General features: G+C 53.0%; 19 protein-coding genes, 1 tRNA gene and 1 CRISPR repeat array. Of the genes, 15 read left to right on the top strand and 5 right to left on the bottom strand.

All coding sequences use genetic code 11. From position 1 onward, the window contains the following. Window positions 1–494: 494 nt before the first annotated feature. The 4 genes from FE788_RS04850 to FE788_RS04835 all read left to right on the top strand — a co-directional run bounded on the left by FE788_RS04850 (window position 495) and on the right by FE788_RS04835 (window position 4,243). The gene (locus tag FE788_RS04850; RefSeq protein ID WP_138379583.1) at window positions 495–1,391 is read left to right on the top strand and encodes a DMT family transporter; all 897 of its coding nucleotides are present in this window, start codon (window positions 495–497) and stop codon (window positions 1,389–1,391) included. An 88-nt stretch (window positions 1,392–1,479) separates the two neighbouring features. After that, window positions 1,480–2,466, top strand: coding sequence for a DMT family transporter (locus FE788_RS04845; RefSeq protein ID WP_138379582.1), 987 nt, complete (start codon window positions 1,480–1,482; stop codon window positions 2,464–2,466). After that, window positions 2,463–3,377, top strand: coding sequence for a DMT family transporter (locus FE788_RS04840; RefSeq protein ID WP_138379581.1), 915 nt, complete (start codon window positions 2,463–2,465; stop codon window positions 3,375–3,377). The genes FE788_RS04845 and FE788_RS04840 overlap by 4 nt, the downstream gene beginning before the upstream one ends. Before the next feature lie 101 nt (window positions 3,378–3,478). Further along, window positions 3,479–4,243 (top strand): 3-hydroxyacyl-CoA dehydrogenase, encoded by a 765-nt coding sequence (locus FE788_RS04835; protein ID WP_138379580.1) that lies wholly within the window; start codon window positions 3,479–3,481, stop codon window positions 4,241–4,243. A gap of 78 nt (window positions 4,244–4,321) precedes the next feature. On the opposite strand, the gene FE788_RS04830 is transcribed toward FE788_RS04835, so the two are convergent. Then, a complete protein-coding gene (locus tag FE788_RS04830) occupies window positions 4,322–4,621 on the bottom strand; it encodes a 4a-hydroxytetrahydrobiopterin dehydratase (RefSeq protein WP_138379579.1) in 300 nt (99 codons plus the stop codon). Next, entirely contained in the window at window positions 4,618–5,373 is a 756-nt protein-coding gene (locus FE788_RS04825) for an NAD-dependent deacylase (protein WP_246057973.1), read from the bottom strand. The genes FE788_RS04830 and FE788_RS04825 overlap by 4 nt, the downstream gene beginning before the upstream one ends. 152 nt (window positions 5,374–5,525) lie before the next feature. Between FE788_RS04825 and FE788_RS04820 the strand changes: the two genes are divergently transcribed. From FE788_RS04820 to FE788_RS04790, 7 genes are all read left to right on the top strand, one after another. Beyond that, window positions 5,526–6,017 (top strand): low molecular weight protein-tyrosine-phosphatase, encoded by a 492-nt coding sequence (locus FE788_RS04820; RefSeq protein ID WP_138379577.1) that lies wholly within the window; start codon window positions 5,526–5,528, stop codon window positions 6,015–6,017. 172 nt (window positions 6,018–6,189) lie between these two features. After that, the gene (locus FE788_RS04815) at window positions 6,190–6,933 is read left to right on the top strand and encodes a Bax inhibitor-1/YccA family protein (protein WP_168190272.1); all 744 of its coding nucleotides are present in this window, start codon (window positions 6,190–6,192) and stop codon (window positions 6,931–6,933) included. Window positions 6,934–7,236: 303 nt separating this feature from the next. Then, a tRNA-Arg gene (locus FE788_RS04810) sits at window positions 7,237–7,313 on the top strand. Window positions 7,314–8,094: 781 nt separating this feature from the next. Continuing rightward, window positions 8,095–11,214: a type II CRISPR RNA-guided endonuclease Cas9 gene (cas9, locus tag FE788_RS04805; protein ID WP_168190271.1), complete on the top strand. Its 3,120-nt coding sequence runs from the start codon at window positions 8,095–8,097 to the stop codon at window positions 11,212–11,214. 1 nt (window position 11,215) lies between these two features. Next, a complete protein-coding gene (gene cas1 / locus FE788_RS04800) occupies window positions 11,216–12,124 on the top strand; it encodes a type II CRISPR-associated endonuclease Cas1 (protein ID WP_138379574.1) in 909 nt (302 codons plus the stop codon). Between the two features lie 4 nt (window positions 12,125–12,128). Beyond that, complete coding sequence (gene cas2, locus FE788_RS04795) at window positions 12,129–12,458, top strand: CRISPR-associated endonuclease Cas2 (protein WP_210414138.1); 330 nt, start codon at window positions 12,129–12,131, stop codon at window positions 12,456–12,458. A 72-nt stretch (window positions 12,459–12,530) separates the two neighbouring features. After that, window positions 12,531–14,873: direct repeats of the CRISPR family, unit length 36 nt; unit sequence ATCATAGCATTTCAGAAATTGAGGTCCAGCTGCAAC. A gap of 189 nt (window positions 14,874–15,062) precedes the next feature. Then, window positions 15,063–15,692 carry a helix-turn-helix domain-containing protein gene (locus tag FE788_RS04790; protein ID WP_138379573.1) on the top strand — a complete coding sequence of 210 codons (630 nt, stop codon included), beginning with the start codon at window positions 15,063–15,065 and terminating at the stop codon, window positions 15,690–15,692. Between the two features lie 43 nt (window positions 15,693–15,735). On the opposite strand, the gene FE788_RS04785 is transcribed toward FE788_RS04790, so the two are convergent. Further along, window positions 15,736–17,019: an FAD-dependent oxidoreductase gene (locus FE788_RS04785; RefSeq protein ID WP_138379572.1), complete on the bottom strand. Its 1,284-nt coding sequence runs from the start codon at window positions 17,017–17,019 to the stop codon at window positions 15,736–15,738. A gap of 240 nt (window positions 17,020–17,259) precedes the next feature. Between FE788_RS04785 and FE788_RS04780 the strand changes: the two genes are divergently transcribed. The 4 genes from FE788_RS04780 to FE788_RS04765 all read left to right on the top strand — a co-directional run bounded on the left by FE788_RS04780 (window position 17,260) and on the right by FE788_RS04765 (window position 22,093). After that, window positions 17,260–18,720, top strand: coding sequence for a M81 family metallopeptidase (locus FE788_RS04780; protein WP_138379571.1), 1,461 nt, complete (start codon window positions 17,260–17,262; stop codon window positions 18,718–18,720). 42 nt (window positions 18,721–18,762) lie between these two features. Continuing rightward, the gene (locus FE788_RS04775; RefSeq protein WP_168190270.1) at window positions 18,763–19,821 is read left to right on the top strand and encodes a M20/M25/M40 family metallo-hydrolase; all 1,059 of its coding nucleotides are present in this window, start codon (window positions 18,763–18,765) and stop codon (window positions 19,819–19,821) included. A 134-nt stretch (window positions 19,822–19,955) separates the two neighbouring features. Beyond that, complete coding sequence (locus FE788_RS04770) at window positions 19,956–21,008, top strand: hypothetical protein (protein WP_138379569.1); 1,053 nt, start codon at window positions 19,956–19,958, stop codon at window positions 21,006–21,008. Between the two features lie 5 nt (window positions 21,009–21,013). Further along, window positions 21,014–22,093, top strand: coding sequence for a glycoside hydrolase family 172 protein (locus tag FE788_RS04765; RefSeq protein WP_138379568.1), 1,080 nt, complete (start codon window positions 21,014–21,016; stop codon window positions 22,091–22,093). Between the two features lie 52 nt (window positions 22,094–22,145). Here the strand turns inward: FE788_RS04765 and FE788_RS04760 are convergent, their stop codons facing one another. Both FE788_RS04760 and FE788_RS04755 read right to left on the bottom strand, forming a co-directional pair. Next, window positions 22,146–24,041 (bottom strand): serine hydrolase domain-containing protein, encoded by a 1,896-nt coding sequence (locus FE788_RS04760; protein WP_168190269.1) that lies wholly within the window; start codon window positions 24,039–24,041, stop codon window positions 22,146–22,148. Between the two features lie 101 nt (window positions 24,042–24,142). Further along, on the bottom strand, window positions 24,143–26,278 hold the full coding sequence (locus FE788_RS04755; RefSeq protein ID WP_425462977.1) for a TonB-dependent receptor: 2,136 nt from the start codon (window positions 26,276–26,278) through the stop codon (window positions 24,143–24,145). Between the last annotated feature and the right edge of the window lie 6 nt (window positions 26,279–26,284).

Below are 26,284 nucleotides of genomic sequence, written 5' to 3'. Positions count from 1 at the left end.
CGAACAGCACTCGTCGTATCTCCCGTCCCAATCTGTAGCCCGCCTTTTGCCGTCTTGCGTTTTGTGCGCGGGGAGCTCTTCCAAAAAGAATTCGCAGAATTTCTTTAGTTACAGAATCGGATGGACCCTCCGCCGACACTTCCTCAGGCTCTCGCGTCATCCCGTCCAAAGGCCGGTCCGGGCCTTCAAACTCCCTCCACCCCCCAAAAGGGTTGGGCTGTTCCTCGTCCGCGTCGGGCATTCCTGTTTTCCTTTATGCCACCCACACGCAATTGTGACAGAAGCGCCTAACGAACACAATATATAAGAGAACCCCTAAAAAGTCAATATTTTATGAGTATAATATTAGTATTATACGATTATAACATGATTTATATATACTCAATACATCATGTATACTCTTTAGTTTCTTTGAGTTTTTGACTTTTTGACAAAAAAACGGATAGTAGGGATCTCATCCTGATCCCGCACCAACAACAGGTTCTGTTACGGTCATGTCGCCGCTTGCTCCCCCAAAACGCGCCTATGGCGTTGCCCTGACTTTGATGCTCGGCTATGCCCTCTTTTATGCTCTACTGTGGGTTTCTGTTCGGCAGTTGTCAATGGATCTGCACCCCTTTGTGCTGGTTTTTTATCGCACCTTGTTTGGGTTGTTATTTATTCTCCCAAGTCTCTGCAAATTGGATCTTGGCACCATCCGGGCCGCCCCCCGCCCCCTCTATCTGCTCCGGGCGGTTTTAAATATTACTTCGGTTTTTGGCGCCTTCTACGCTGTGAGTCATATCCCGCTCGCCGACGCCGTCGCCTACAGTTACGCCGCTCCCTTGTTTGCAACTCTTCTCGCCGCCATATTCCTGGGCGAGGCCATCCGCCTGCCGCGCCTGCTTGGCGTGGCCTGCGGTTTCACAGGTGTGCTGATTCTGCTGCGTCCCGGATTTCAGGACATCAATGCCGGCATGCTGGCGGCACTGGCTTCCGCGGCCGCCTTTGCCGGGACATTGATTACCATCAAGATTCTCACCCGCCGGGACCATCCGGGCATCGTGACTCTTTACGGATATTTGTTCGGGCTGCCCATCAGTTTTTTCATCGCGCTGTTTTACTGGCAATGGCCCCGCTGGGATCAGATACCTTTGCTGCTGTTTATGGGATTATGTTCCGGTCTGGCGCATTTCTGCCTAGCCGGCGCCTTATCCAAAGCCGACATGACGGCGTTGTTGCCCGTGGATTTCACCCGACTGATCTTTGCTTCCCTGATAGGATATTTCTTATTCACAGATGCGCTGGACGGTCTGACCTATCTGGGCGGCCTGATCATTCTGGGCAGTTCCGTCTATGTGGTGTACCGGGAAAATCGCAAAAGGCATCAGGCCAATCAAAGCAAATTGTGATTTTGACAAAATACGGGACAAACAGTAGGGTTAAATTCCCGCGCCCCGAAACCGGCCACCAGAAGCCAAACCCCGGATTGTATCCCGCATGACCATCATCCCGCCGCAAAAAAACAATGTTCCGCTCGGCACCCTATACATGCTGATCAGCTGCCTGAGTTTTTCCGTCATGGGCGGGCTGATCCGTTATGTGTCCGATGATGTACATCCTTTTTTAACCGCTTTTTATCGCACTGTGATCGCCTTGCTGATCATGCTGCCATTTTTCCGCACAACCGGGCTGAGAGAGGGCCTGAAAACCCGAAAACCTGGCATCCACTTGCTGCGGGGACTGGCTTCTTCATTCACCATTATATGCACCTTTTACGCTGTGACCGTGATCCCGCTCGCAGACGTCATGTCCTACAGCTTTGCGGCCCCGATTTTTGCCACCATAGGTGCCGTGCTGGTGCTTGGGGAAAAAATCCGCCTGCCACGTATTTTTGCCATTCTATTTGGGTTCATCGGCATGCTGGTGCTGCTGCGGCCGGGCCAGATGGCCATCAACAGCGGCACCGTCGCTGCGCTGCTGTCAGCCATCACCATTGCCGTTACCACCATTTGTGTGCGGTTTCTGGCCCGCACCGAAAAACCCCATGTGATCACTGCCTATGCCCTGCTTTGTGCGCTGCCTGTTACATTTGTGTTTGCCTTGCCGGTCTGGACCTGGCCTGGTCCCGGGCAGCTGATGGTCCTGGTTCTGATCGGCGGCTTGGCCAGTATTGCCCAGATCTGCATGAGCAAAGCCTTTAGCGAAGCCGAAGCCAGCGCGCTGATGCCCTTTGATTTCTCCCGACTGATTTTTTCGGCTCTGATCGGCTATTTGTTTTTTGATGAAGCAACCGATATCTATACTTGGATCGGGGCCTCCCTTATTGCCGGCAGCGCCCTGTATGCGGCCCATCGCGAACGTCTGCGGAACAAGGCTTCCGCCGCCCCCGACAAGGCCACAGACAAGACAAGGCCACACAGCAGGGAAATCAGCGGGGAAGTCTGCGAGGGAATCTGCGCCCGAACCCCGGGAGAAAGGCTGTGAACGGGATACAGGACCAAACCGCACGCCATAATCTGACTGGCATTCTTTTTATGATACTGGCCGGTGTCAACATGGCGGCAGGCACAATATTCATCCGCAAGACGGGTCAATCCCTTGGCATTTTCGAAGTTGTGTTCTTGCGCTCTGCGGTCATTGTTCTGTTGGCCGTGCTGCTGTCCCGACAATTCAGCCCCGCCCTTCTGAAACCTGCCCGGCCCGGGCTGATTGCCACCCGCAGTTTGCTGATGTGTGTGATTGTAATGGCCAATTTCACCGCCATCATGTATCTGCCACTGGTCCAGGTGACCGCCATGCAGTTTACACGCCCGCTGTTTCTGGTGGTGCTGGCCGCCCTGTTTCTTGGGGAAGCAGTGCGCTTGCCCCGCACGCTGGCCACGTTTGCCGGGTTTTTGGGTATTTTGATCATCCTCAGACCCGGCAGCGGAACCCACCCAGCCATGATGTTTCTGCTGGCGGCAACCATCGCCTCCTCCGTCAATGCCATCATTACCAAGAAGCTGACCAAGACCGACCGGGTGGGCACCATGATGATCTATGGCAATATGGCGCTGGTTATAGTGTGCCTGCCCTTTGCCCTGCTGAACTGGATTACGCCAACCGGGGAAAATCTATTATGGCTTCTGGGACTGGCCGCCACCTCAGGATTCACCCAATACTGCATTATACGGGCCTACCACTACGGGGAAGCCACCCTTGTCGCCCCGTTTGATTATCTGCGCATCGTATTTGTCGCCTTGGTTGGGTATGTGGCGTTCGGCGAAGTTCCGGATTCTTACACCTGGGCCGGCACGGCAGTGATTATCCTGTCCACCCTGTTTATTGCCTGGCGGCAGAGCCGGCTTTCCCGCACCCAATTGCCCCCGCGCACTCCTCCTGACCCGTTGCAATAAACGGCCAAAACTATAGCTCGACAATTTCATCATGATGAGTTATACGGGTTACCAACGAGTAACATATCAGCTGCAACAGTAGATCTTGAAAGAGGGATAACATGGATATTAAAGATATGGCCGCCATCGTTACCGGGGCCGCCTCCGGGCTTGGCGAAGCCGTCGCCCGGGATCTTGCGGCCCGCGGCGCAAAGGTTTCCGTTTTCGATCTGAACCGGGAAGGTGGCGAACAGGTCGCCAAAGATATCGGGGGCAAGTTTTTCGAGGTGGATGTCGCGTCGGAAGACAGCGTCATCGCCGCCCTGGATCAGGCCGCCGCAGCGCACGGCGAGGCGCGCATCCTGGTCAACTGTGCCGGCATTGCCCCTGCCCAGAAAACTGTCGGCCGGGACAATGTCCCCCATGACCTGGCGCTGTATAAAAAAGTCATTGAAGTCAATCTGATTGGCAGTTTCAACACACTGCGCTTGGCTGCCGCCCGCATGGCCGGGCTCAAGGCCCTGGAAGACGGCGAACGCGGCGTGATTGTCAACACCGCCTCCATTGCCGCCTTTGACGGCCAGATCGGCCAGGTGGCCTATGCCTCATCCAAGGCCGCCATTGCCGGTATGACCCTGCCCATTGCCCGGGACCTGTCCAAGCTGGGCATCCGCATCTGCACCATCGCCCCCGGCATTTTCGGCACGCCCATGTTGCTCGGCCTGCCGCAGGAAGTGCAGGATTCCCTCGGTGCCAGCGTGCCGTTCCCCAGCCGTCTGGGCAAACCCGAAGAATATGCCGCTCTCGCCCGGCATATTATCGAAAACCGCATGCTGAATGGGGAGACTATTCGCCTTGACGGAGCCCTGCGTATGGCGCCCAAATAAGCCGCCCCCCTGTGAAATTCTGTGAAATTCTGTAAAATTCTGGCCCCTTTTTGGGGCCATTTTTATTCGGGTTATTTTTTATTCCCTCAAATACCGGCTGGCCGCATGGTTCATATAACGCGCCAACTTGATGTCATTCAGGGTCAGTCCGCCGGCGTCATGTGTGGTAAGCGTCACGTCCACTCGGTTATAGACATTAAACCATTCAGGATGGTGATTCATCCGTTCCGCCTTGAGCGCCACATGGGCCATAAAACCGAAGGCCTGATTGAAGTCCTCAAACTTATAGGTCCGGCTGATCGCTTCGCGGGCCCCGGCAAGGCTCCAGCCCGGCAGTTCCGCCAGCGCTTCCCTAATTTCCGCATCCGTCAGTTTCATTCCGTCGTCTCCTTCAACAATTCATCCACAAAGGCCGGGACAACCCGTGTCGCCGGACCATAATATCCTTCATCAAACAGCTCTCCCTGATCCACCTCCCGCTCCGTTCCCTGCCCTTGGGACGGCTCCAGATTCAGTTCCACCGTGCGGGCCCCGCCCGCCTTTGCCCGGGCCGCAAACCCCGCAGCCGGATACACCGTCCCCGAGGTACCAATGGATAAAAACAGGTCGCATTCCCTGAGCAAAGCCTCAATTTCCGTCATATAAAATGGCACCTCCCCGAACCAGACAATATGGGGACGCAATGTTCCGCTGGTGTCGCAGGCCGGGCACGGCGTTGTCACTGTCAACTCCCGGGACCAGTTTTTCACCACGCCACAAACTGTACAGCGAATTTTGCATAGTTCGCCATGCATATGATACAGGGTGCGGCTGCCTGCCCGTTCATGCAGGTCATCCACATTCTGGGTAATCAGGAACACGTCCCCGGGAAACTCTCGTTCGAGGCGCACCAGCGCCTCATGGGCGGCATTGGGACTCACCTCCCTCAGTCCGGCCCGGCGCAGATTATAGAATTCATGCACCCGCGCCGGGTTGCGCGCAAAAGCCTCCGGCGTCGCCAGTTCCATCAGGTCGTATTTTTCCCACAGCCCCCCCTTGTCGCGAAAGGTATGCAGGCCGGATTCCGCAGAAATGCCCGATCCGGTCAGGATTACGATGCGCCTAACGTTCCATTTTCTATTTTTCGGCACTTTTGTATGTGTCCTCAATATATCCGTCATCCCGGCGTGACTTCCCTTTTCTGGAACCAGATCAAAAAACAGTGTTGTATCTTGAGCTTTGCCCACCAATCTCTATATAACTATGGGCCAGTTAGGGCCATCTTTGAAGGATATTTTTACCGATGCTGAAAGTCCTATTTGTATGTATGGGCAATATCTGTCGTTCCCCCACTGCCGAGGGTGTGTTTCGCAAACATGTCAATGAGGCGGGCATCCAAGACGGACTTTTGCATCACCTGTACATCGATTCGGCGGGCACCAGCGGATATCATGTGGGCGAACGCCCCGACCCGCGCGCCACGAAGATTGCCCTGCACTACGGGGTGGACCTGCGCGACTTGCGCGCGCGCCAGGTCTCGATGCAGGATTTTGCGGATTTTGACTATCTTCTGGCCATGGACCGGGAAAACCTCAAACACCTCAAACGCATGAGCCACAGCCGCTATCACGACAAGCTCCACCTGTTCATGAGTTTTGCTGAAGACTGCCCCGGCATTACCGAAGTCCCGGACCCCTATTTTGGCGGCCCGGAAGGTTTCGAGCGGGTTTTCGACATCGTGGACCGCGGGGCACGTGGCCTGTTAAATCACCTCCGCCGCACCCATGGGTTGTAACCCCGCAGAGGTCCGCTTTTTTCAGAACATCACTCTTTCGCCACCGGCGCACCGCTTTCTCTTGAAATTCATACGGCTTATGCCAATATATGATCACGACAAAGTATGGAACTCACAACCAAACAACTGATTTGGGCCAAACAACTGATTAAACTGACTAGGGATAGACTCAATGGTAGACTATAACACTCGCTATTCTCCAACCACCGGGGCGCGTACCGCGGCCGAAGTTGACGAGGGTTTGCGCAGCTATATGCTGACTGTGTACAATTATATGGCTTCGGCGCTGGTGCTGACCGGGCTTGCCGCCTATGTAACCGCCCACGTCCCGGCCTTGTTCAACCTGATGTATGCCACGGGTCCCGCCGGCGAGATCGGCTATAGCCTGCCGGGTCTGATTATTGTCTTTGCGCCGCTGGCGCTGGTGTTTTTTCTGAGCTTCCGCATCAATCATCTGCAGGCTTCCACCGCGCAGGCGATCTTCTGGGTCTATGCCGGACTTCTGGGCATGTCCCTGTCGTCGGTGCTGCTGATGTATACAGGCGCCAGTATCGCCCGCACCTTTTTCGTGACTGCCGCCGCCTTCGGCGCACTCAGCCTGTTCGGCTACACCACGAAAAAGAATCTCAGCGGGATGGGCTCTTTCCTGATTATGGGGCTGTTTGGGCTGATCATCGCCTCAATCGTGAATATCTTCATGCAGTCTTCCGCTATGGAATTTGTGATTTCCGTGGCCGGGGTGCTGATTTTCGCGGGACTGACCGCTTATGACACCCAGAAAATCAAACTGATGTATCTGGAAGATGATCATGAGGAAACGGCAAAGAAAAAGGCCATCATGGGCGCTCTGGCGCTCTATCTCGACTTCATCAACATGTTCCTGTTCCTGTTGCGTTTCCTCGGCAATCGGGAATAACATCGTCGCGGACTGGGGGAAAATTTCCAGCCAGTTCTGAGACCATTTCAGATCATTTCAGGCGGCCTCCCACGCAGGGGGGCCGTTTTTTTATGGAGAAACCAAAGCTCCCTTCCCCCTGAGATACTTGGATATTATAAGGCGGAGATAGGGCGGGATATAGGAAACGCAGAGCGGGAAAGGCCTCCGGCGCATAAATTTATTCCCTCCGGTAAATTTACCGTTGCACTCGGGAATATTTTTAAGTAGTCTCCGCCCATCCTGTCCGAACGGGACCCAACAGCGGCCCCGGATAACGACGAAGCACCCGTAGCTCAGCTGGATAGAGCGCTGCCCTCCGAAGGCAGAGGCCAGAGGTTCGAATCCTCTCGGGTGCGCCAATCTCCCCGTAAATTTGATCTGGCTGGTATGTCATTCTGATATAAAAGGCCATAAAAAAGGCAGGCCGGAGCCCGCCTTTTAATCTTGTGCTGTCTTTCTGTTACAAACAGAAGCTTGTTAACATCCAGACCTCAATTTCTGAAATACTATTAAGTGAGAGAACTGTAACCAACTCGCCAATATATTGTCAAGGCAGAAACGCCATATGTCGGGTTTGGCTCTGTGGCCCCGACCCAATTCGCAGACTTCAGAAATTGAGGCCCGGCTGCAACTAAACAACACAGACACCTTCAAAATGTCAACATTGTTTGTGTTAGAAGAGTACTGCGTAAAAAATTTTTAGTCAAGGCTGTGTTGTTTAAGAAGGTAATTTTATGGACACTCATATTATAGCATGATATGTTTGGCGTATAATATATATGGGGAGATATATATGGGGAGTGCTTTTTTGCCTCTCCTAATGAAGGCGATATGACATGAAAGCCTTTTCTTTTCATCTATCTGTTGAGCTTGACATCCATACAATTGGATCGGGAGGTGAGAAATTTCAGAAAACTGTCCCCCTGACCCAACGCCGGCCTCGCCAAGGCGCCAATGACAACTGCTCCAATGCCCCCTCAAACATATTCGCCCAGATCCAGCTCCTTTTTACAAGTCCGGCTTGGTGGTGGCTTCTTGAACATTTCGCCATTCTTTTTTTACTCTTGCAGCCATAAGCTGAAATTATGTACTCTTTGTATATAAATTTGGCACATCGATAATAATTTGGGGGATATGACAATGACATATAAACCAACGCGCCTGGGATTGGACATCGGCACCACCTCTATCGGTTGGTGTCTTTATGAACTGAATGAGAATAACAGACCCGTCGGCATTCTCCGGGCGGGGGTGCGGATCTTTTCCGACGGCCGCCGACCCAACAAGGGCAAAGCCTCCCTGGCCGTGGACCGCCGCCTCGCCCGGTCAGCCCGACGCCGCCGGGACCGATATCTGCGCCGCCGCCAGAAAGTCATGCGGGCCCTGACCGAAGCCGGGCTGTTTCCCCCGGACTGGCGTAGCCGCCGCGACCTAGAACAGCTCGACCCTTACGCCTTGCGCGCCCGGGGGCTGGACGAAGAGCTTCATCCCCATCATCTGGGCCGGGCGCTGTTTCATCTCAACCAGCGGCGCGGCTTTCAAAGCAATCGCAAAACAGACAGCAAGGACAGTGACAGCGGCCTCATCAATCAGGGCGTAAAAAGCCTTAAACAACAGCTTGGTGATCCGGATGCCCCCTCCCCCGAGGAAAAGCCGCGCACCCTGGGCGAATGGCTCTATCAGCGCCATAAAAAGCAGCAATCCGTGCGGGTGCGCCGGACCACGCATGTCATCGACGGCAAGGAAAAGGAACTCTATGACTTTTACCCGTCCCGCGCCATGTATGAGGCCGAGTTCGACGCCTTATGGCGGGCGCAGAAAAAATATCATCCCGCCCTGCTGACGGATGAAAATTACGCCCGACTCAAGGACGTGATCTTTTTCCAGCGCTATCTAAAGCCCGTCCAGCCCGGCCGCTGCGTCTTCAACAGTTGGGAGGAAAGAGTCGCCCGGGCCATGCCGCTGGCGCAAGAATTCCGAATCTATCAGGAACTGAACAATTTGAAATATACCGTCGGCCATGACCCGACGCAGCATGAACTGACCTTGGAGCAACGGGATCTTTTGGCTTATGCGTTGAAGACAAAAGCCAAAATGACCTTCACCCAGATCAGAAAAGCGTTGAAGCTGACGCCGGACTGTGAATTTAATCTGGAACAAGACAACCGTAAATACCTGAAAGGCGATGAAACCGCCGAGATATTGCGTAAAAAAGACCGTTTTGGCGACAAGTGGGCCGCCCTCCCCTTTGATCGCCAAAGCGAGATTGTCGACAAGCTGCTGACGGAACAGAATGAAGCCGTCATGATCGACTGGCTGGTTCGGGACTGCGGCCTTGACGCGGAACAGGCGGAAAAGACAAGCCGGGCATTCCTGCCGGACGGTCACGCCAGCCTCGGCCCCACCGCCATGCGGGATATTGTCGAGGTGATGAAAAAACAAGTCATTACCTATGCCCAAGCCGCCCGTTCCTTGGGATATGACCATTCTTCCTTTGACGCCCATGAAATCAAACCTGAACTGGAGTATTACGGCAAACTGATGGAACGCCACGTTGGGTTCGGCAGCGGCAACCCGGATGATCCGGATGAGGTCCGGTATGGCCGAGTGCCCAATCCGACCGTCCATATCGGCCTGAATCAGTTGCGCCATCTGGTCAACAAAATTTGCAAGAAATACGGCCCACCCCGGCAAATTATTGTGGAACTGGCGCGGGAATTAAAACTCAATAAAAAACAGAAAGATAAAATTAATAAAGAACAGAAGTTCAACCGGGAGCGCAATGAACGATATGAAGACCTGTTGTCAAAGGAGGGCTTCCCCAACACCGGCGAAAACCGCCTGCGCTTGAAACTATGGGAAGAACTGAACCGGAACGACCCTTTTAACCGCTGCTGCACCTACAGCGGTAAAAGGATCAACATAAAAAATCTGTTCTCGGATCAGGTGGAAATTGAACATATCCTGCCCTTCTCCCGCACCCTGGATAACAGCATCGCGAATAAAACTCTGTCCTTCAGAGACGCCAACCGGAACAAGGGCAATCAAAGTCCCCATGAGGCCTTTGGGCATCGCCCGGACTGGCCGGACATTCTGGAGCGGGCAGCCGCCCTGCCCCATAACAAACGCTGGCGCTTCGGGCCTGATGCCATGGAGCGGTTTGAGAATGAAGAGCGCGATTTTCTGGATCGGGCCTTGACCGATACACAATACCTGTCCCGCCTGACCCGGGAATATCTAACCCATGTCTGTGATCAGGTCTGGGTGATCCCGGGTCGCTTGACCGCCCTGCTCCGCGGCAAGTGGGGGTTGAACGATCTGCTGAGCGATCATAATTTGAAGGACCGCACCGATCATCGCCATCACGCCATAGACGCTGCCGTAGTCGGGGTGACGGACCGCAGCATGCTGAACAGCATCTCTCGCCAGGCCGGACAGGCGGAAATAGAGGATCTTGAACGACTGGTAGTGGACATGCCAGTTCCCTGGCCCACCTTTCGGGATGACCTGAAGGCGGCGCTTGACCAAGTCATCGTCTCCCACCGCCCCGATCACAATGTGAAGGGGGCGCTGCATAATGATACGGCTTACGGCCTGGCCAGCGATCCTGATCCCAAAGGCGTGCGGGAAGTGGTGCATCGGGTACCGCTAATGTCGCTTAAGTCGTTAGGAAAAATTGAAACCATCCGCGATCGTGTCATCCGTGAACAACTCCTCACCCGCCTTTACGGGCTTTCGGACAAGGAATTTTCCGCAGAGCTGGCCAGGTATTCAAAAGACACCGGCTGTCGCAGGGTCCGGGTTGTGGAAAAACTTCGCGTCATACCCATCAAGAACAAAAACGGCATTCCCTATAAAGGTTATAAGGGCGATTCCAATGCCTGTTACGACATCTATGAATTGCCCAACGGCAAATGGAAAGCTGAGGTTATTTCCACTTTTGACGCCAACCAGGGCAATTTTATTTCCCCCCTGAAACGGCAGCATCCCACCGCCCGGAAAATCATGCGTCTGTTTAAAAAAGATATGGTTCTGTTAAAGGAGAAAAATGGCTGGAAAGTGATGCAGGTGATTAAGTTCTCAAAAGGTGCCCTGATCATGGCCGAACATCACGAAAGCAATGTGGATCAACGGCATCGCAATAAAGATGACCCCTTTAAAATGACAGAAATGGGGGCTGAAACGTTGCAAAAATATGGGATTCGCAAGGCCTGGCTCGATGAGCTAGGGCTGGTTGGATATCCGAAAGACGGCGCGTGACATGGTGGGACATATTGTTGAAATCGCCGAAGACGATCGTCACCTGAGCGCCCTGCGCGGCTTTCTTCGGGTGGAATGTCATGGTGAAGAGGTGGGCCGGGTGGCGCTGGATGACATTTCTGCCCTGATTATCAACGCCCATGGCCTGACCTATACCAATAACCTGGTCACCGCGCTGTCCGATCGCAAAGCCATTATGGTCATCTGTGGCCCCAATCATATGCCGAAAGCCTGGCTCTGGCCGATGGAGGGACATCATCAGCAGGGTGGGCGCGTTCGCCATCAAATCGAAGCCGGAAGACCGTTGCAAAAGCGGTTATGGCAAACCCTGGTCCGAAGCAAGATTGATCATCAGGCCAATATCCTGGACATCATGAACCTTAAATCAGACGGCCTCAGAAATCTCAAAAAATCCGTCAGGTCCGGCGACCCGGACAATATCGAAGCCCAGGCCGCCCGGCGGTATTTTTTGCAGCTCTTCGGCAAGGATTTTAGACGGGATCGGTCCGCCGAGGGCCTCAACAGCTTGTTAAATTATGGCTATACAGTGCTGAGAGCCATGGCAGCCCGGGCGATAACTGCCACCGGGCTGCATCCTTCCATAGGCCTACATCATCACAATAAATACAATGCGATGGCTCTGGTGGATGATTTGATGGAGCCGTTCCGGCCGCTTGTCGATCTGCGGGTTCGGCGTTTAATGATCAATGATCAGATCGTTCTGGATAAAGATACCAAGGCCTATCTCGCCAGGATTGGCCGCCAGGACATGACAACAGATCTTGGCGTCAGCCCGCTTGCCGTTTGTGTCGAGCGCCTTGCCTCCTCTCTGGCCCAATCTCTGGCGGACGGTAAAGACCAGTTGGTTCTGCCGGGCGCTCCCTTGCCGCTGGATCAAGGGGTGAGGTGATAAAATGGAGTTGAGTGGGTACCGTATCATGTGGATGGCTGTCATGTTTGATCTGCCGGTGATGTCCATATCTCAGCGCAAAGCCGCCAGTAAATTTCGGAACTTTCTTTTGGATATGGGATTCGAGATGTCCCAATTTTCCGTATATTTAAGGTTTTGCAGCAGTAAGGAAAAAGTTGAAACCTACTGCCGCAAAATACAGCAAAATCTGCCGGAATATGGTAAAGTGAATATTCTGACATTTACGGATAAACAGTATGAAAACATCATCAGCTTTACAGGCAAAAAACAGAATCCGGCCTTTAAAAATCCCGATCAGCTTATCCTGTTTTAAACCGAACGGCGCTGTTTTCATCAGGCCAAACAGCAGAAAACCTCTGATTTCTCAGAGGTTTCCCACCATCGTATCATAGCATTTCAGAAATTGAGGTCCAGCTGCAACGGCGGTATAAAGCATATCAAGGAACTTGGGATCATAGCATTTCAGAAATTGAGGTCCAGCTGCAACAGGGCGGCAACCTGCTTGGCAATATGTTTGATCATAGCATTTCAGAAATTGAGGTCCAGCTGCAACTTCAGGATTAAAATATGGTTTACGTTTAATATCATAGCATTTCAGAAATTGAGGTCCAGCTGCAACTCGGCTTGTGTGTGGTCAATTACGGAACGCATCATAGCATTTCAGAAATTGAGGTCCAGCTGCAACGAAACCTGTATGCTCGCAACATTGCCGGCAATCATAGCATTTCAGAAATTGAGGTCCAGCTGCAACCTCAGCTCCGTGATCCCGACACGGTCAATTATCATAGCATTTCAGAAATTGAGGTCCAGCTGCAACACATAGGCTTGACTCACCATAGGCCGAAGTATCATAGCATTTCAGAAATTGAGGTCCAGCTGCAACTCTGGGCAGCGGTTCTGGCATGGGGGCTATATCATAGCATTTCAGAAATTGAGGTCCAGCTGCAACCATAAAATCCTTCTTAATGTAGATCTGGATATCATAGCATTTCAGAAATTGAGGTCCAGCTGCAACGCGCTATCATAATAATTCATCTTATCCTCCATCATAGCATTTCAGAAATTGAGGTCCAGCTGCAACGGAACGTGACCGCACCTGATCCCAACAGACATCATAGCATTTCAGAAATTGAGGTCCAGCTGCAACGGTGGCGGTTGCTGAGACTGTTCATAAAATATCATAGCATTTCAGAAATTGAGGTCCAGCTGCAACGCAAGCCTCAAACCATAAGGCTTGTGGTTGATCATAGCATTTCAGAAATTGAGGTCCAGCTGCAACACGGTGGTGAATGTTTCTGTGGTTGCGCCGATCATAGCATTTCAGAAATTGAGGTCCAGCTGCAACCAGATAAACATGTGTGTGAGCCCCACCCCATCATAGCATTTCAGAAATTGAGGTCCAGCTGCAACCTATGGTACAGTGAGACACATTCGAACCCATCATAGCATTTCAGAAATTGAGGTCCAGCTGCAACAGGGCCTCCGCCCAAACTGTTTTCCTTGCGATCATAGCATTTCAGAAATTGAGGTCCAGCTGCAACGAGCATTCCTTGTTAATGCTGGCTTATCTGATCATAGCATTTCAGAAATTGAGGTCCAGCTGCAACCCGCATGTTCTGGTGATCCTGACACCCTGGATCATAGCATTTCAGAAATTGAGGTCCAGCTGCAACAGAACCGCTGCCGGCCTCGGTGTGGGAAATATCATAGCATTTCAGAAATTGAGGTCCAGCTGCAACAGCATGAAGACACTTTTGAAATACATACACATCATAGCATTTCAGAAATTGAGGTCCAGCTGCAACCACTAAACAGAACGAAGGACAATTACGAGATCATAGCATTTCAGAAATTGAGGTCCAGCTGCAACGCAGTGGTTGTACCCACACCCTGTGCGCGGATCATAGCATTTCAGAAATTGAGGTCCAGCTGCAACGCAGTGGTTGTACCCACACCCTGTGCGCGGATCATAGCATTTCAGAAATTGAGGTCCAGCTGCAACCTACCCAGGCGATTTCTGAGGCGTTATCTAATCATAGCATTTCAGAAATTGAGGTCCAGCTGCAACGCAGTGGTTGTACCCACACCCTGTGCGCGGATCATAGCATTTCAGAAATTGAGGTCCAGCTGCAACTCTGGGACCCGACCCCGACTTCAGCTTACGATCATAGCATTTCAGAAATTGAGGTCCAGCTGCAACGATAGACTATGAATTGAAACAAAGTGCGAGATCATAGCATTTCAGAAATTGAGGTCCAGCTGCAACTCAAGGAGTTCACGCCAACCGGCAGAGTCCATCATAGCATTTCAGAAATTGAGGTCCAGCTGCAACGCAAAGACGCAGAAGCATTCCCGGCCTGAAATCATAGCATTTCAGAAATTGAGGTCCAGCTGCAACAGTACAACTGCCCGTTCCTGCGGGCTTCAGATCATAGCATTTCAGAAATTGAGGTCCAGCTGCAACGCATCGCCAAGGTGACCCAGTCGGCGCGCAATCATAGCATTTCAGAAATTGAGGTCCAGCTGCAACTCAACCATCTCATTGAAGAATTTCGAGGCTATCATAGCATTTCAGAAATTGAGGTCCAGCTGCAACGTGACGATCAAACTCGACCCCCTGGATAATATCATAGCATTTCAGAAATTGAGGTCCAGCTGCAACCATATCTCCGCAAGTCCACTAATCATCACGATCATAGCATTTCGGAAATTGAGGTCCAGCTGCAACACTGGACGGCAGGCGCCCCCCTCCACCATAAGGATATCGCGATGAAACCTCATGTGCCGTTGTGAGCTATCCGGGGCGGCAAAAACAGTAAAAGAAAGACGACAAAAGCCAAAAATTTTCATATATGATTTTTTTTCTGAGTGAAATATGTTAACACCAGTGGAAATGAAACGCGGCTAGAGAATTCCAGTGACTGACACAGCTTCAAAAATTCCTGAAACGACACGGCCTTCAGACACCTCGGCGGAAAGCTTGGGCAGCCGTATTCGTAAAAAACGCAAACAAGCCAAACTGACCCTGAAAAAACTCAGCCAGATGTCCGACATCCCCGTCTCTACCCTCTCAAAGGTGGAAAACGGCTTGATGTCCCTGAATATTCAGAAACTGATGAAAGTCAGCCATGCGCTGGGGCTTGATGTCATGCAGCTGGTCACGCCATCCGAACCGACGATGCCCAAAGGCCCAGTTATCACAGGCCGGCGCAGCATCACAAAAACCGGGCAGGCCCATGTGGTAAAAACCCAACAGACTATCTATGAACATCATGCCTGGGATTTTCTAAATAGAAAACTTGTCCCCACTGTGATAACGGTTCAGGCCAATCTTAATCCCGAATTGTTGCGCCATCAGGGGGAAGAATATATCTATGTGCTGGAAGGCACGATTGAAGTACTGACGGAATTTTATGAGCCGACCCGGCTGGAAGCCGGAGAGAGCATCTATATTGATTCCACAATGGGCCACAATGTGCGTGCGATCGGGGGCAAACCCGCCCGGATATTGAATGTGATGACCAGCATCCCCTCACACCACCCCTGATGTGGACTTAACGCGCATTGAGACCCCCTTATCACTATTCTCTCTAATCGGCTCTTTTCTGCCAGTGCCTAAGCGGACTGATCGCCGCCATCCCCATCGCCGGGGGCATGCCGCTTATGAGCTGGGTCAACAAACGTGCAGACCCCATCGCCATGGTCCAGCCGAAAGGTCCGTGCCCCGTGTTTAAATACAGACCGTCTATGGGTGTTTCCCCGATAAAAGGCATGCCGTCGGCACTCACCGGGCGGAACCCGCACCACGCCCCAACCGGTCCCGCAAGCAGGTCATGCGCAACGGCGGGAAGAACCCCCTTCAGCAAGGTTTTCAGATTATTCAACCGGTCCTGTCTCAGCCGCGGATCAAACCCCGCAAATTCTGCCGTTCCAGCCACCCGGAGACGATTTCCCAGCGGGGTAACCGCCGCATGCAGATCATCGTCAACCACCGGGATACGCGGCAAACCGGCTCCGACGCCCCGATCCCCCTCAAAGGTCAGGGAGTATCCCTTGACAGGCCGGACAGGCAATCCCCGCCAGAATGGCTTCAGGAGTCGCCCTGACCAGCTTCCTGCCGCTATGACAACCGCCTCTGCCGTAAAGGACACGTTTTCTGTGATCACCTCCCTGACCCGCCCCTCTTCAACGTGAATTTTCCGAACCGTCTCCCCGCAAAGAATCTTACCGTCCCGCGCCTGAATACGAGCCGCCAACAACTTGGTAAAAGCGGCAGCATCGCCGGACCAGTCCTGTGGAAAATACAGCGCCCCGGCAAGCTGTTTTCCAATAGGCACCAACGCCGGTTCTTTCTGGAGCGTTTCTTCTTTTGAAAGCAGGCAGGTAACGACGCCAAGGTCCGCCACCCGGTTCATTTTTTCAACCCCCTTCCGCAGGGCAATCGGATCCCGGTATATTTTCAGGACGCCGCCTTTGTTATCGTCAAATTCCAGTCTTTCTTTGGCGCAAACCTCCCTCATAACCTCCATGCTGACGAGGGACAGCTCCGTATTCGTTCGCAACGCTTTGTGGAACCGCGCCTCTGCCGAATAATACAAAAAGCGCGTGCCCCAAACAGCCAGCGAAGGCAAAGCCCCGACACGCACCAGCATCGGCGCCGCCGGTTGTCCGAGATACCGCAGCAAATCACGCCATACCCCCGGGGCGTTCCACGGGTCAGACATACTGGGGGTCAGAAGGCCCCCATTGGCAAAGCTTGTGGCCCGACCAACATCTTCCCCGGCTTCAAGGAGCAGAACTTGATGCCCGGCTTTTTGCAGCTCATACGCTGATGAAACCCCTATAACTCCCCCGCCAATAATAATAATCTTCATCAAGATGCCCCTGTTTTACCTTTCGCCAGCAGATCCAGTATAAATTTTCGATGTTTTTTCTCTAACTAAAATAATTATCATATTTGAAAATTATTTGAAACATGCTACGGTTCCAGGAACGATAGCAAAACACACCCGCTAAACTGCTTCAAGGCGCAAAAAACGAGTCTTTTGCCAAACGAGTCTTTTGCCAGTAGTGCCCGGGCTAGAAAAACAGAGTTGTAAGGGAGATATTGTTCCATGCGTTGTTTCATTGCTTTTTTTGCGCATGAATCAAACAGCTTTTCGCCCATCCCGACGGATTTAAGCAGTTTTGAGGAAATCGGACTTTACAAACCAGCCATGGGTGACCCTGCGGATCATCTTCCGCTGCTCAAAGGAGCCATAGATTTTTATAGGGAAGCGCAGAAACGCGGTCATACCGCCATTGTTGGCACCTGCGCCCTGGCGCAACCAAGTGCTCCGTGCCGCCGGAAAGACTATGAATATTTGCGGGATACCATTCTTTCTGAGCTAAAGGCGGCAGCCCCCGTTGATATGGTTTTCCTCATGATGCATGGGGCAATGATGGCGCAGGGGTATGACGATTGCGAGGGGGATATGCTGGCCCGCGTACGTCAGATTCTGGGTCCCGATATACCCGTTGGCGTGCTTCTTGACCTCCACGGCAACATCACCGAAGCCATGATCAGGAACGCCACAGCACTCATCCCCTGCAAGGAATATCCGCATACGGATTTTGCCGACAGGGCCAAAGAACTCTATGACCTCATCGAACAGGCGGCAAAAGGCAGCATTTCACCAGTGATCAGTTTTTTCCGCATCCCTGCCCTGGGTTTGTTTCATACCACCCACTCCCCCATGCGGGAATTTGTCGATACCATGATGGCCCAGGAGCAGGAAGAAGGCATCCTGTCTGTCAGCCTTGCCCACGGCTTCCCCTGGGCGGACTTCAAGGACACGGGGGCTTGCATGATGGTTATAACAGACAACCAGAAAGACAAAGGGGACAAGATCGCCGAAAAACTGGGGCGGGAATTTTTTGCTCTTAAGGAGCAGGCTGTTCCTCATACTCTGACACCACAAGAACTCATTCCCGCTCTGAAAAACGTCAAAGACGGTACGGTTGTTATTGCCGACATGGCAGACAATCCCGGGGGCGGGGCAGGTTCTGATTCCACCTTTATCCTGGATGCGTTGATCAGGGGTGGTATTAAAAATGCACTGATCGGTTTTTTATGGGATCCGGTGGGGCTCAATATTGCTTTTGCCGCCGGCAAAGGGGCAACCCTTCCCATGCGCATAGGCGGCAAAATCGGCCCTTTTTCGGGGCCGCCCCTGGACCTTGAGGTCACCGTCAAGGAACTCCGCTCACAGGCCGGTCAGCCCCATATTTCTGATGGCACCTGGTGCAACCTTGGCCGGACCGCAATTCTCGAAACACATGGAATCGAAATCGTATTGAATGAAATACGTCAACAGCCTTTCCGACCGGAAGCCTTCATTGCTGCCGGGGCGGACCCCTGGTCCAAGCGCGTGGTTGTAGTGAAATCCTCCTTCCATTTTTATGCGGGGTTTGCCGACAAGGCGGCAGAAGTTCTGTTTGTGGATTCCCCTGGCACACTTAACGGGGATGCGACAACGCGACCTTACAAACACATTACTCGGCCCATCTGGCCTCTTGACCCAGTAGAACTTTAGAGCAGTCCCATGATATGGAATTTTTTTACAAAAGAGTCTGTCATGACCGCCTTGGTGCTGGTTCTGATGCTCGCAGGTCTCAGAATTTTAACAGAAGGCCCCCCACCAAAGCCTGCATCCCTTCCGGCAGGCCATTTTTCTGCCGATCGGGCTTACGACCTCTTGGGAGAACTGTTGGAGGGCATCGGCGCACATCCGGCGGGCAGCGCCCCTAATAAACTGCTTCGCGAACGCTTGGTGAAAAAACTTTCTGCTCTAGGCCTCAGCCCTGAACTACAGCAGGACTTTCACTGCGCCCCCCTGGCCCCCGGGTGTTCATATCTTGAAAATGTCATCGCCATCTTGCCGGGATCAAACCCCAGTAGAAAAGCCCTGATGGCAACAGCTCATTATGACAGCGCCCCGGCCGCGGGCGGCGCCGCCGATGACGGGGCGGGTATCGCCGCTCTTCTTGAAATTATCACCAACCTCAAGGCATCCGACCCTTTGGAAAATGACGTTATTTTTCTTTTTTCCGATGCGGAAGAAAGTGGCCTTAGAGGCGCCATGGCGTTTAATAAAAAACATCCCCTCATGGACCGTGTGGGAATGATTCTAAATATGGAAGCTCGTGGCGTCAGTGGCCCCAGCCTCATGTTTGAAACCGGCCCCCGAAATTACCGGCAAGTCCAGGGATTTGCCAACAGCACGCCACGCCCTGTGAGCACCAGCTTGCTTGTGGAAATCTATAAGCGCATGCCAAATGGCACAGATCTGATGGCCTATGCCGAACGCGGCTTGCCGGCCCTGAACTTCGCTTTTTCCCGCGGGGTCTCCCTCTATCACTCCCCCCATGATACAATCGAAAATCTCAGCAAATCCAGCCTCCAGCATCACGGCGACAATATGCTTGCAGCCATCCGCCATTTCGGCAATACGGATCTGGAGTCTCTGCACAGCGATAGCGATGCCACTTACATTGATTTTTTCGGCTATTTTCTGATCATGTGGCCCGCGCATCTCAGCATCTGGATCGCAGGCGCCGCCCTTGCAGGTCTGATATTTGTCGCCATTCGACAGAAACCCGCCCCCATCAAAATCCTCTGGCCCTGCTCGCGGTAATCCTGATTAGCGCCGCAACAGTAGCCACGGGCTGGATTCTTTCCTTTCCCCTTGGAAACTGGGGCGACAGTCACCCGCTTGACCACCCTTACCCCTGGCCCGAGCGAATTGCCCTGATCGCCACGGGACTTTTCTTGCCCGCCCTTGTCCTGCGGCTGCTTGCGCGCAAGCTGGACGAAAAGGCCCTGTTTCAGGTTGTCTGGGGAATATACGCCATTGCGGCTGTTTTATGCAGCCTGACCCTCAGCGGCGCGTCCTATATTTTCATCATCCCCCTGCTTGGCGCGGTATTGGCTGCTGTGGTTCTCTCCTTCCGCCAACCGCAATCCTCTTTAAAGGTAAAGGTGGCGTGCTACGTAGGAAGCGCCCTTGCGGCCTATATGGCTTTTTACCATTTCATGTTGCTGGATGTTGTAGTCAATTTTCATATGAGCCACCTCAAAGTGATCCCGCTCCTGCTTTTGTCTCTAGCCGCCTTACCCCTTATGTTGACCTGGCGGCAGGCCGGCTCAGACCACGGCCTGCTGGTTGGAACCGGGCTTGTTGCCGCCCTGGCCACCCTGGCTGCAAGCATGATGCCTGCCTACACACCGGAACGGCCGCGCAGCACCAATATTATCTACCGCGCGGATGTAAGCAGTGGCACATATCAATGGCAGCTTTTCACCTATGGTCCGGACGATCGACACTATTTACAGAAAGCAGATTTCCCGGACGAGAAATTTCCCTATCATGATTTTGGATATAAACCGCGCACAGGATACTTAAAACCGGCTCCCGACCTTAAACTTGAAGCGCCTGGTTTTACCCTAATCTCTGATACAACCGAAGGAAAGATCCGTATAATAACCGCAACACTGCACTATGGTCGCAATGCCATGCTGTCAGGCATCGGCTTTCCCCCGGAAATGAAATTACACACCCTGGAAGTTTCCGGCCAGCGGGTCCTGGAAGCGCCGAACAGCGCTGCGCCACACGCACTCTTTATGGGCAGCGATCCGGAAGGACTTCCCATGCGCCTCACCGTTGAGGCGGGGACGGCAGTCGAATTCCGCATATTTGACATGACGCCCCTTTCCATAACAGGAGAAGCAGCAACACTGCATGCCCTTCGCCCTGCAAATACCGCCCCGATGCATTTTGGAGATCATTCCATCGTCAGCCGCACAATAAACCTTGGAGAATAATCCGCATGTTCAGCCTGAAAGACCTTTATGATGTAACCCCCGGTACAGTATCGCGCTCCATCAGTTTCGAAAACCCGACAGGCGTGCCTGGAAGCGGTGCCAAAGCCGCCAGTCCGCTTGGCCCGGGCCGCAAGGGGAGTCCAGCAAGGCATCTGGATCCGGGGGAAAGCCTGATTTTGGCGGATATAGAAGGACCGGGCATCATCCGCCATATCTGGCTGACCACACATCCCAAACTGGCATTGCTGCGTGGTGTTCTCCTGCGGTTCTACTGGGACGGCCAAAAGCACCCTTCGATTGAGGCGCCGATAGGTGACTTTTTCGGTTTCGCCCACGGGCAAACCCCGCCGTTTGAAACCGCCGTCCATTCCGTAGGCGAAAAAAACGGCATGAATATCTGGCTGCCCATGCCGTTCCTGACACGGGCTCGGGTAGAAATTGTCAACGAATCCGAAACGAGGATGCCACTTTTTTTCCAGATTGATTATACTCTGGGAGATAAAATCAGCACAAGGACAGGCCGGCTGCATGTCTCCTTCAGGCGTGAAAACCCGACCCAAAAAACCCACGACCTGGAAATTCTGAACCGCCGCAGCGGACCAGGGCGGTATATCGGAGCCGTTTTTGGTGTCCGGCCCCTTGACAAATTATGGTGGGGGGAAGGTGAGTTTAAGGCGTATATCGACGGGGATACTGATTTCCCAACCATTGTCGGCACGGGTGCAGAAGATTATGTGGGACTTTCCTGGGGCATTCAACAAAATGCCTTTCGTTATCATGGCGCGAACTGGCGCGAAAAAAACAGCGTATCCGATACGGGGCTTGTGTCCATGTATCGCTGGCATCTGCTGGACCCCATCACCTGGGAAACAGCCTTTAGGGCGACCATTCAGCAAATTGGCCACAACCCCACGGGCAGTGCTCGGGAAATTGAGGATTATAAGGCTGAACTCTATGAACGCGAAGATGACTGGTCCGTGACGACGTTCTGGTATGAACCGGTGCCCAGCGCCCCCCTGCCGCCAATTCCTTCTATTCATGAACGTATGGCGAACCTGCCGGAATCCACATTGAAACTGATATAATCATATCTGAGATTATTTAGAATGAATTGTGCAAAGGTTGGCTCAATTCACTCTAGATAATCCGCCAGCCCAACACATTATACGGCAGAAGCAAAACAACACTTACAGCCCCCACTGCAGTTAAAACGCCAATCGCAAGGCGTGATGCCCGACTTTTCGCTTTCAAGACGAAAAAAGCAGCCCCAATGGTTGAGATAAGAAGCCCGTGAAAAGCCGTAACAAAAACAGCCAGACGGCCCGTATATCCTGCGTAATAGCCCGTCATCAAACTCTGCCCCTCGTCAAGCCCCACCGTCGCGGCCAATACCATGACAAACGCCGAGACGCCCATCGAAAATGACGGCCAGGCAGCGTTCTGTCGCCTAAAAACCAAAGGACACAACATCCCCAGAGCCGCTAGTGGCAACACCAGGTGCAAGGCCACAGCGTGCCATTTTGAATGGGCATAAGGAGGTATTTTTGTGAAGGTATAGATGCCCAGGTCATGATTGAGGGTAAGTTCGCCTGTCCTTTCATTTCTGGCGAACGTCATCATCGGCCGCCCCGGCGCATCCATCATGAAGCGGCCCGCACCAACGGGTTTGAACGGCCCGTTGCCTCTGATATAAAGGCCGTCTTCCTTGGAGGTTACCCGCAGAATATCTGCGCCAAAATAGACGACAGCCGAAAGCGCTTCAACCGAATGAAACGGGCGTCGATCCGATCGGTATATTCCTTCGTAGTTCTTCAACGGCTCCTCAACGACGGAAAGCATAGGGCGTTTATCCCCTAGGAAATGCTGTAAAAAAGCGGTATGCAGGGAAGAGGCGGAAAGCATGGCGGGAGATGGCGGCACACCTTGTGAAGGCGCAACAGCCGACAAGAACCGCTCAACAACCCCTGTGGGGACAGCATCACTGAAAAGGGTCACATAAAAACCGAGACGTTCTTCCGGCACCATGGTCATCCATGTATGAAACCCGGCCCAGTTCCCCCCATGGGAAACCGTTTTACGACCGGCCCATTCATCTACAAAAAAAACCATACCCACTCCCCCGATATCCGGGTGGTTGCCCGCAAGACGCGTAAAAAGCCGGTCCTGAAGGTCACGACCATATCCGGGCCAGCCTTCCATATGGGCCATCATATACAGCGCCATGTCATGGGCTGTCGAAACTATGGCTCCTGTTTGGGCCACTGCCGGATTGATCGCCGCAAACGGGGTCCGGCCTGTGATTCCTTGCGCTGAAATCCGCCCCGGAACCGCCACCCCCTCGGGTTCGTCTATGGTGACGACAAGGTCGGTTGAGGCCATGCCAAGAGGACCGAAAATACGCGCCTGCATTGCCTTGTTAATGGACAGGCCCATGATATCTTCTATCACAAGGCCCAGTGTGGCCACACCGAAATTGGAATACACCACCTTTTCCCCCGCAGGCCGCACAAAAGCCGGCCTCAGTTGGTCATAAAGCTCTGCCTCCACCGGCACGGACACTGGCCTGTCGCTGCTGATAAAGAAGAATTTGTCTTCAAAGCCCGCAGTATGGGTCAGCAAATGTTTCAAGGTGATCGGCACGCCCCTGTTCTCAGGCAGTTTATAGCGCGCAAGATATGTATTTGCCGGGTCGTGAAGGGAGGCAATTTTGCCCTCGGCCGTGAGCTGCGCAATAATTGTGGCGGTAAAGGTTTTGGTGGTGGAGCCAATCCGCGCCCGTGTGAGATATGGATCGGCTGCCGTGCCCGCCACCACATCCCCCAGTCCATAACCTTTTTCAAGAAGAATCCGCCCGTCCTTTACCACACTGACAACCGCGCCGGATATGCGCCCTGCTGAAACAAGCCCTTCAAAGGTGGTATCCGCCCAGCTTTCAATCTGGTCTTCCGGCACATTTAGGGGGTCTGTCACCCCTTCAGACCACACCGCCCATAAACAGATACTGATAATGGCCAGAAACTTCCCCACAGACATCACCCTTCCCCTTGCCTTACTAATGTTCATGAAAACGCCTGCAGCAAATTCATACCACAGGCGTTATACTCCCTCCCCCTTAAAACCGGTCACAATTTACTCTAGAAATCAACCTTCAGTACAACACCAACTGTGCGCGGCTGCAACACATTTGCCGTAGCTCGCGTAAAGCCGACAAGCGGTCGGGCGCTACCGCCAGTAAAAGCATATTCGTTGAAGAGGTTACGGGCATAAACAGACGCCGCGATGTTATCAAAGCGGATACCGACGCTCAGATTGACGGCCACATAGTCGTCTAAGGTAAAATTGGCAATAAGCGGTGTTATGATGCTGCCATCCGCCCCGATGCCCCCTTCATACCCTGTATCTTTCGAGCCAACATATTTGATGCCGGCATTTACGAAACCATCCAAATTGTGGGTAATGGGGAAATCGTATATTCCGCGGACAGAGCCGGACCACTTGGGCAACAGATGCAGGTTCTCCCCGGCCAGAGCGCCAAAGCCTGCTGTCTCGTCATCATCCAGCGTGCTGTGTGAAAAGGACAGGGTGGATATCAGGCGAAACCCGTCACTGAGTCGTGTCGTGAGACTTGCCTCGAAGCCATAAGCCGTAACGTCACTATTGGCGTTGCCCCCCGTGGACGCCCCGTTCACAAAGGTCACAACCTGCAAATTGGTCCAGTCGATATACCACAGCGCAAGATCATAATTGACCTTGTTATCCGCCAGAGAGCCCTTCGCTCCCAGTTCATAACTCCAGAGCGTGTCTGTGGCTATGATCGCGGGGGCCGCATTGTTCCCCATTGCATCCAGAAGCGGCAGGTTGGCGTTTTCCGGACGATAACCGCTGGCAATGCGCATATAAAGCGACAGGTCAGGGGTCGGACGGTAACGGGCGGTAAAGCTGTAGGTGTCCACCGTATCGCTGCTTGTGGTTTCGGGCAGGTCAGCCACAATAAGACCGGGGCCGTCTGTCAGGGCCACCGCAGAATCAATCCAGGCAATCCGCGCACCAGCTGTTACATCAAAATTCTGGGCAAGATAATAGGTCAGGTTACCAAAAAGGGCCAGCTCTTCGACCCCACTGCCAAGATCAACATCAAGGGCCAAAAAGCCGCCGGGAAATCCTTCAAGTCGTTGAATATTGCTGCTGTTTTCATCGGAATATATGCCTCCAATCGACCATTCAAGGGACTGGTTTTCTTTTGAAGTCAGCCTAACTTCCTGAACAAACCTTTCCGTCTTGATGAGGCCGGTAAAAGGAGCCGATGTGACAGAGCCAGGGGGCTGTCCTGACAGCAACTCAATAAGAGAACCAAATGTGGCTACAAGATCCGCGGAATTTGAGTTGAGGCGGTCCTGATAGCTGGTTGAGGAAATAAATGTCCCCCATTCAAAGTCATAATTCAACGTACCAGCATACAGGGTGAATTCGTCATTCAGGTCATTCTCGCCCTCATCGGTAGAAAAGGGGCCGTGGGCAGGAACAAAGGGCGGGCCTTCAAGCACCACTGTGTTCCCGCCGGAGGATTCCACGTCCGTATGGACAAAAAGGAAATTTGCAGACAGGTTTTCCGTCGGGTTTACCGCCATCTTGGCGTAAACCCCCCAGCGGTCAAAACTGTCGACATCTTCTGCCGCCCCTGTCGGCGACTCCTCTATGCGGTCAATAAATCCGTCAAAATGTTCATAATACCCGGCTACACTAATGCCCAGCCTGTCCCTGACCAGAGGACTGCTGATACGACCACTGACCAGCTGGTTAAACCCGCCTTCCTTGGTTGAGGAGAGATCCGCCTTCACATCCCCTTCAAAATCACTCCGGGAAAGATCTTTAGTGATATAGCGAACAACACCGCCCATGGAGGAACTTCCATAAAGTGTGCCTTGCGGCCCCTTGATCAGCTCGACCCGCTCTATATCGCCGGAAACGGCATCAAAATGCAGGGTGGGCCCCGCCGCAAAAGAGTTGCTGGATCCCAGGGGCACATCATCAATATACAGCCCGACGGTTGACGCCCGCCCCGCCTGGGCCACCCCCCGCATGGTAATCGTGTTGCCGACAGGCGCACTTCCGCCCGCATAATGAACCCCCGGCGAAAATTCAATAACATCCCTGAGCTTGTTCAGACCGCTAATGCTCAATTCCTCAGGCTTAATAGCTGTTACCGACAGGGCCGTGTCTTGCAGACCGATGGCCCGCCGCGACGCGGTAACCGTAATTTCCTCAAACACGTCGCC

Origin of the sequence: Luteithermobacter gelatinilyticus, from assembly GCF_005849285.1 — a bacterium.
GTDB lineage: Bacteria > Pseudomonadota > Alphaproteobacteria > Sphingomonadales > Emcibacteraceae > Luteithermobacter > Luteithermobacter gelatinilyticus.
This window is presented reverse-complemented; position numbering and strand designations above follow the sequence as displayed.

Coding starts and splice junctions, on each gene's coding strand:
- FE788_RS04850 (WP_138379583.1), top strand. CDS start 495: ATGTCGCCGCTTGCTCCCCCAAAACGCGCCTATGGCGTTGCCCTGACT.
- FE788_RS04845 (WP_138379582.1), top strand. CDS start 1,480: ATGACCATCATCCCGCCGCAAAAAAACAATGTTCCGCTCGGCACCCTA.
- FE788_RS04835 (WP_138379580.1), top strand. CDS start 3,479: ATGGATATTAAAGATATGGCCGCCATCGTTACCGGGGCCGCCTCCGGG.
- FE788_RS04830 (WP_138379579.1), bottom strand. CDS start 4,621: ATGAAACTGACGGATGCGGAAATTAGGGAAGCGCTGGCGGAACTGCCG.
- FE788_RS04820 (WP_138379577.1), top strand. CDS start 5,526: ATGCTGAAAGTCCTATTTGTATGTATGGGCAATATCTGTCGTTCCCCC.
- FE788_RS04815 (WP_168190272.1), top strand. CDS start 6,190: ATGGTAGACTATAACACTCGCTATTCTCCAACCACCGGGGCGCGTACC.
- cas9 (WP_168190271.1), top strand. CDS start 8,095: ATGACATATAAACCAACGCGCCTGGGATTGGACATCGGCACCACCTCT.
- cas1 (WP_138379574.1), top strand. CDS start 11,216: ATGGTGGGACATATTGTTGAAATCGCCGAAGACGATCGTCACCTGAGC.
- cas2 (WP_210414138.1), top strand. CDS start 12,129: ATGGAGTTGAGTGGGTACCGTATCATGTGGATGGCTGTCATGTTTGAT.
- FE788_RS04785 (WP_138379572.1), bottom strand. CDS start 17,019: ATGAAGATTATTATTATTGGCGGGGGAGTTATAGGGGTTTCATCAGCG.
- FE788_RS04780 (WP_138379571.1), top strand. CDS start 17,260: ATGCGTTGTTTCATTGCTTTTTTTGCGCATGAATCAAACAGCTTTTCG.
- FE788_RS04775 (WP_168190270.1), top strand. CDS start 18,763: ATGACCGCCTTGGTGCTGGTTCTGATGCTCGCAGGTCTCAGAATTTTA.
- FE788_RS04765 (WP_138379568.1), top strand. CDS start 21,014: ATGTTCAGCCTGAAAGACCTTTATGATGTAACCCCCGGTACAGTATCG.
- FE788_RS04760 (WP_168190269.1), bottom strand. CDS start 24,041: ATGTCTGTGGGGAAGTTTCTGGCCATTATCAGTATCTGTTTATGGGCG.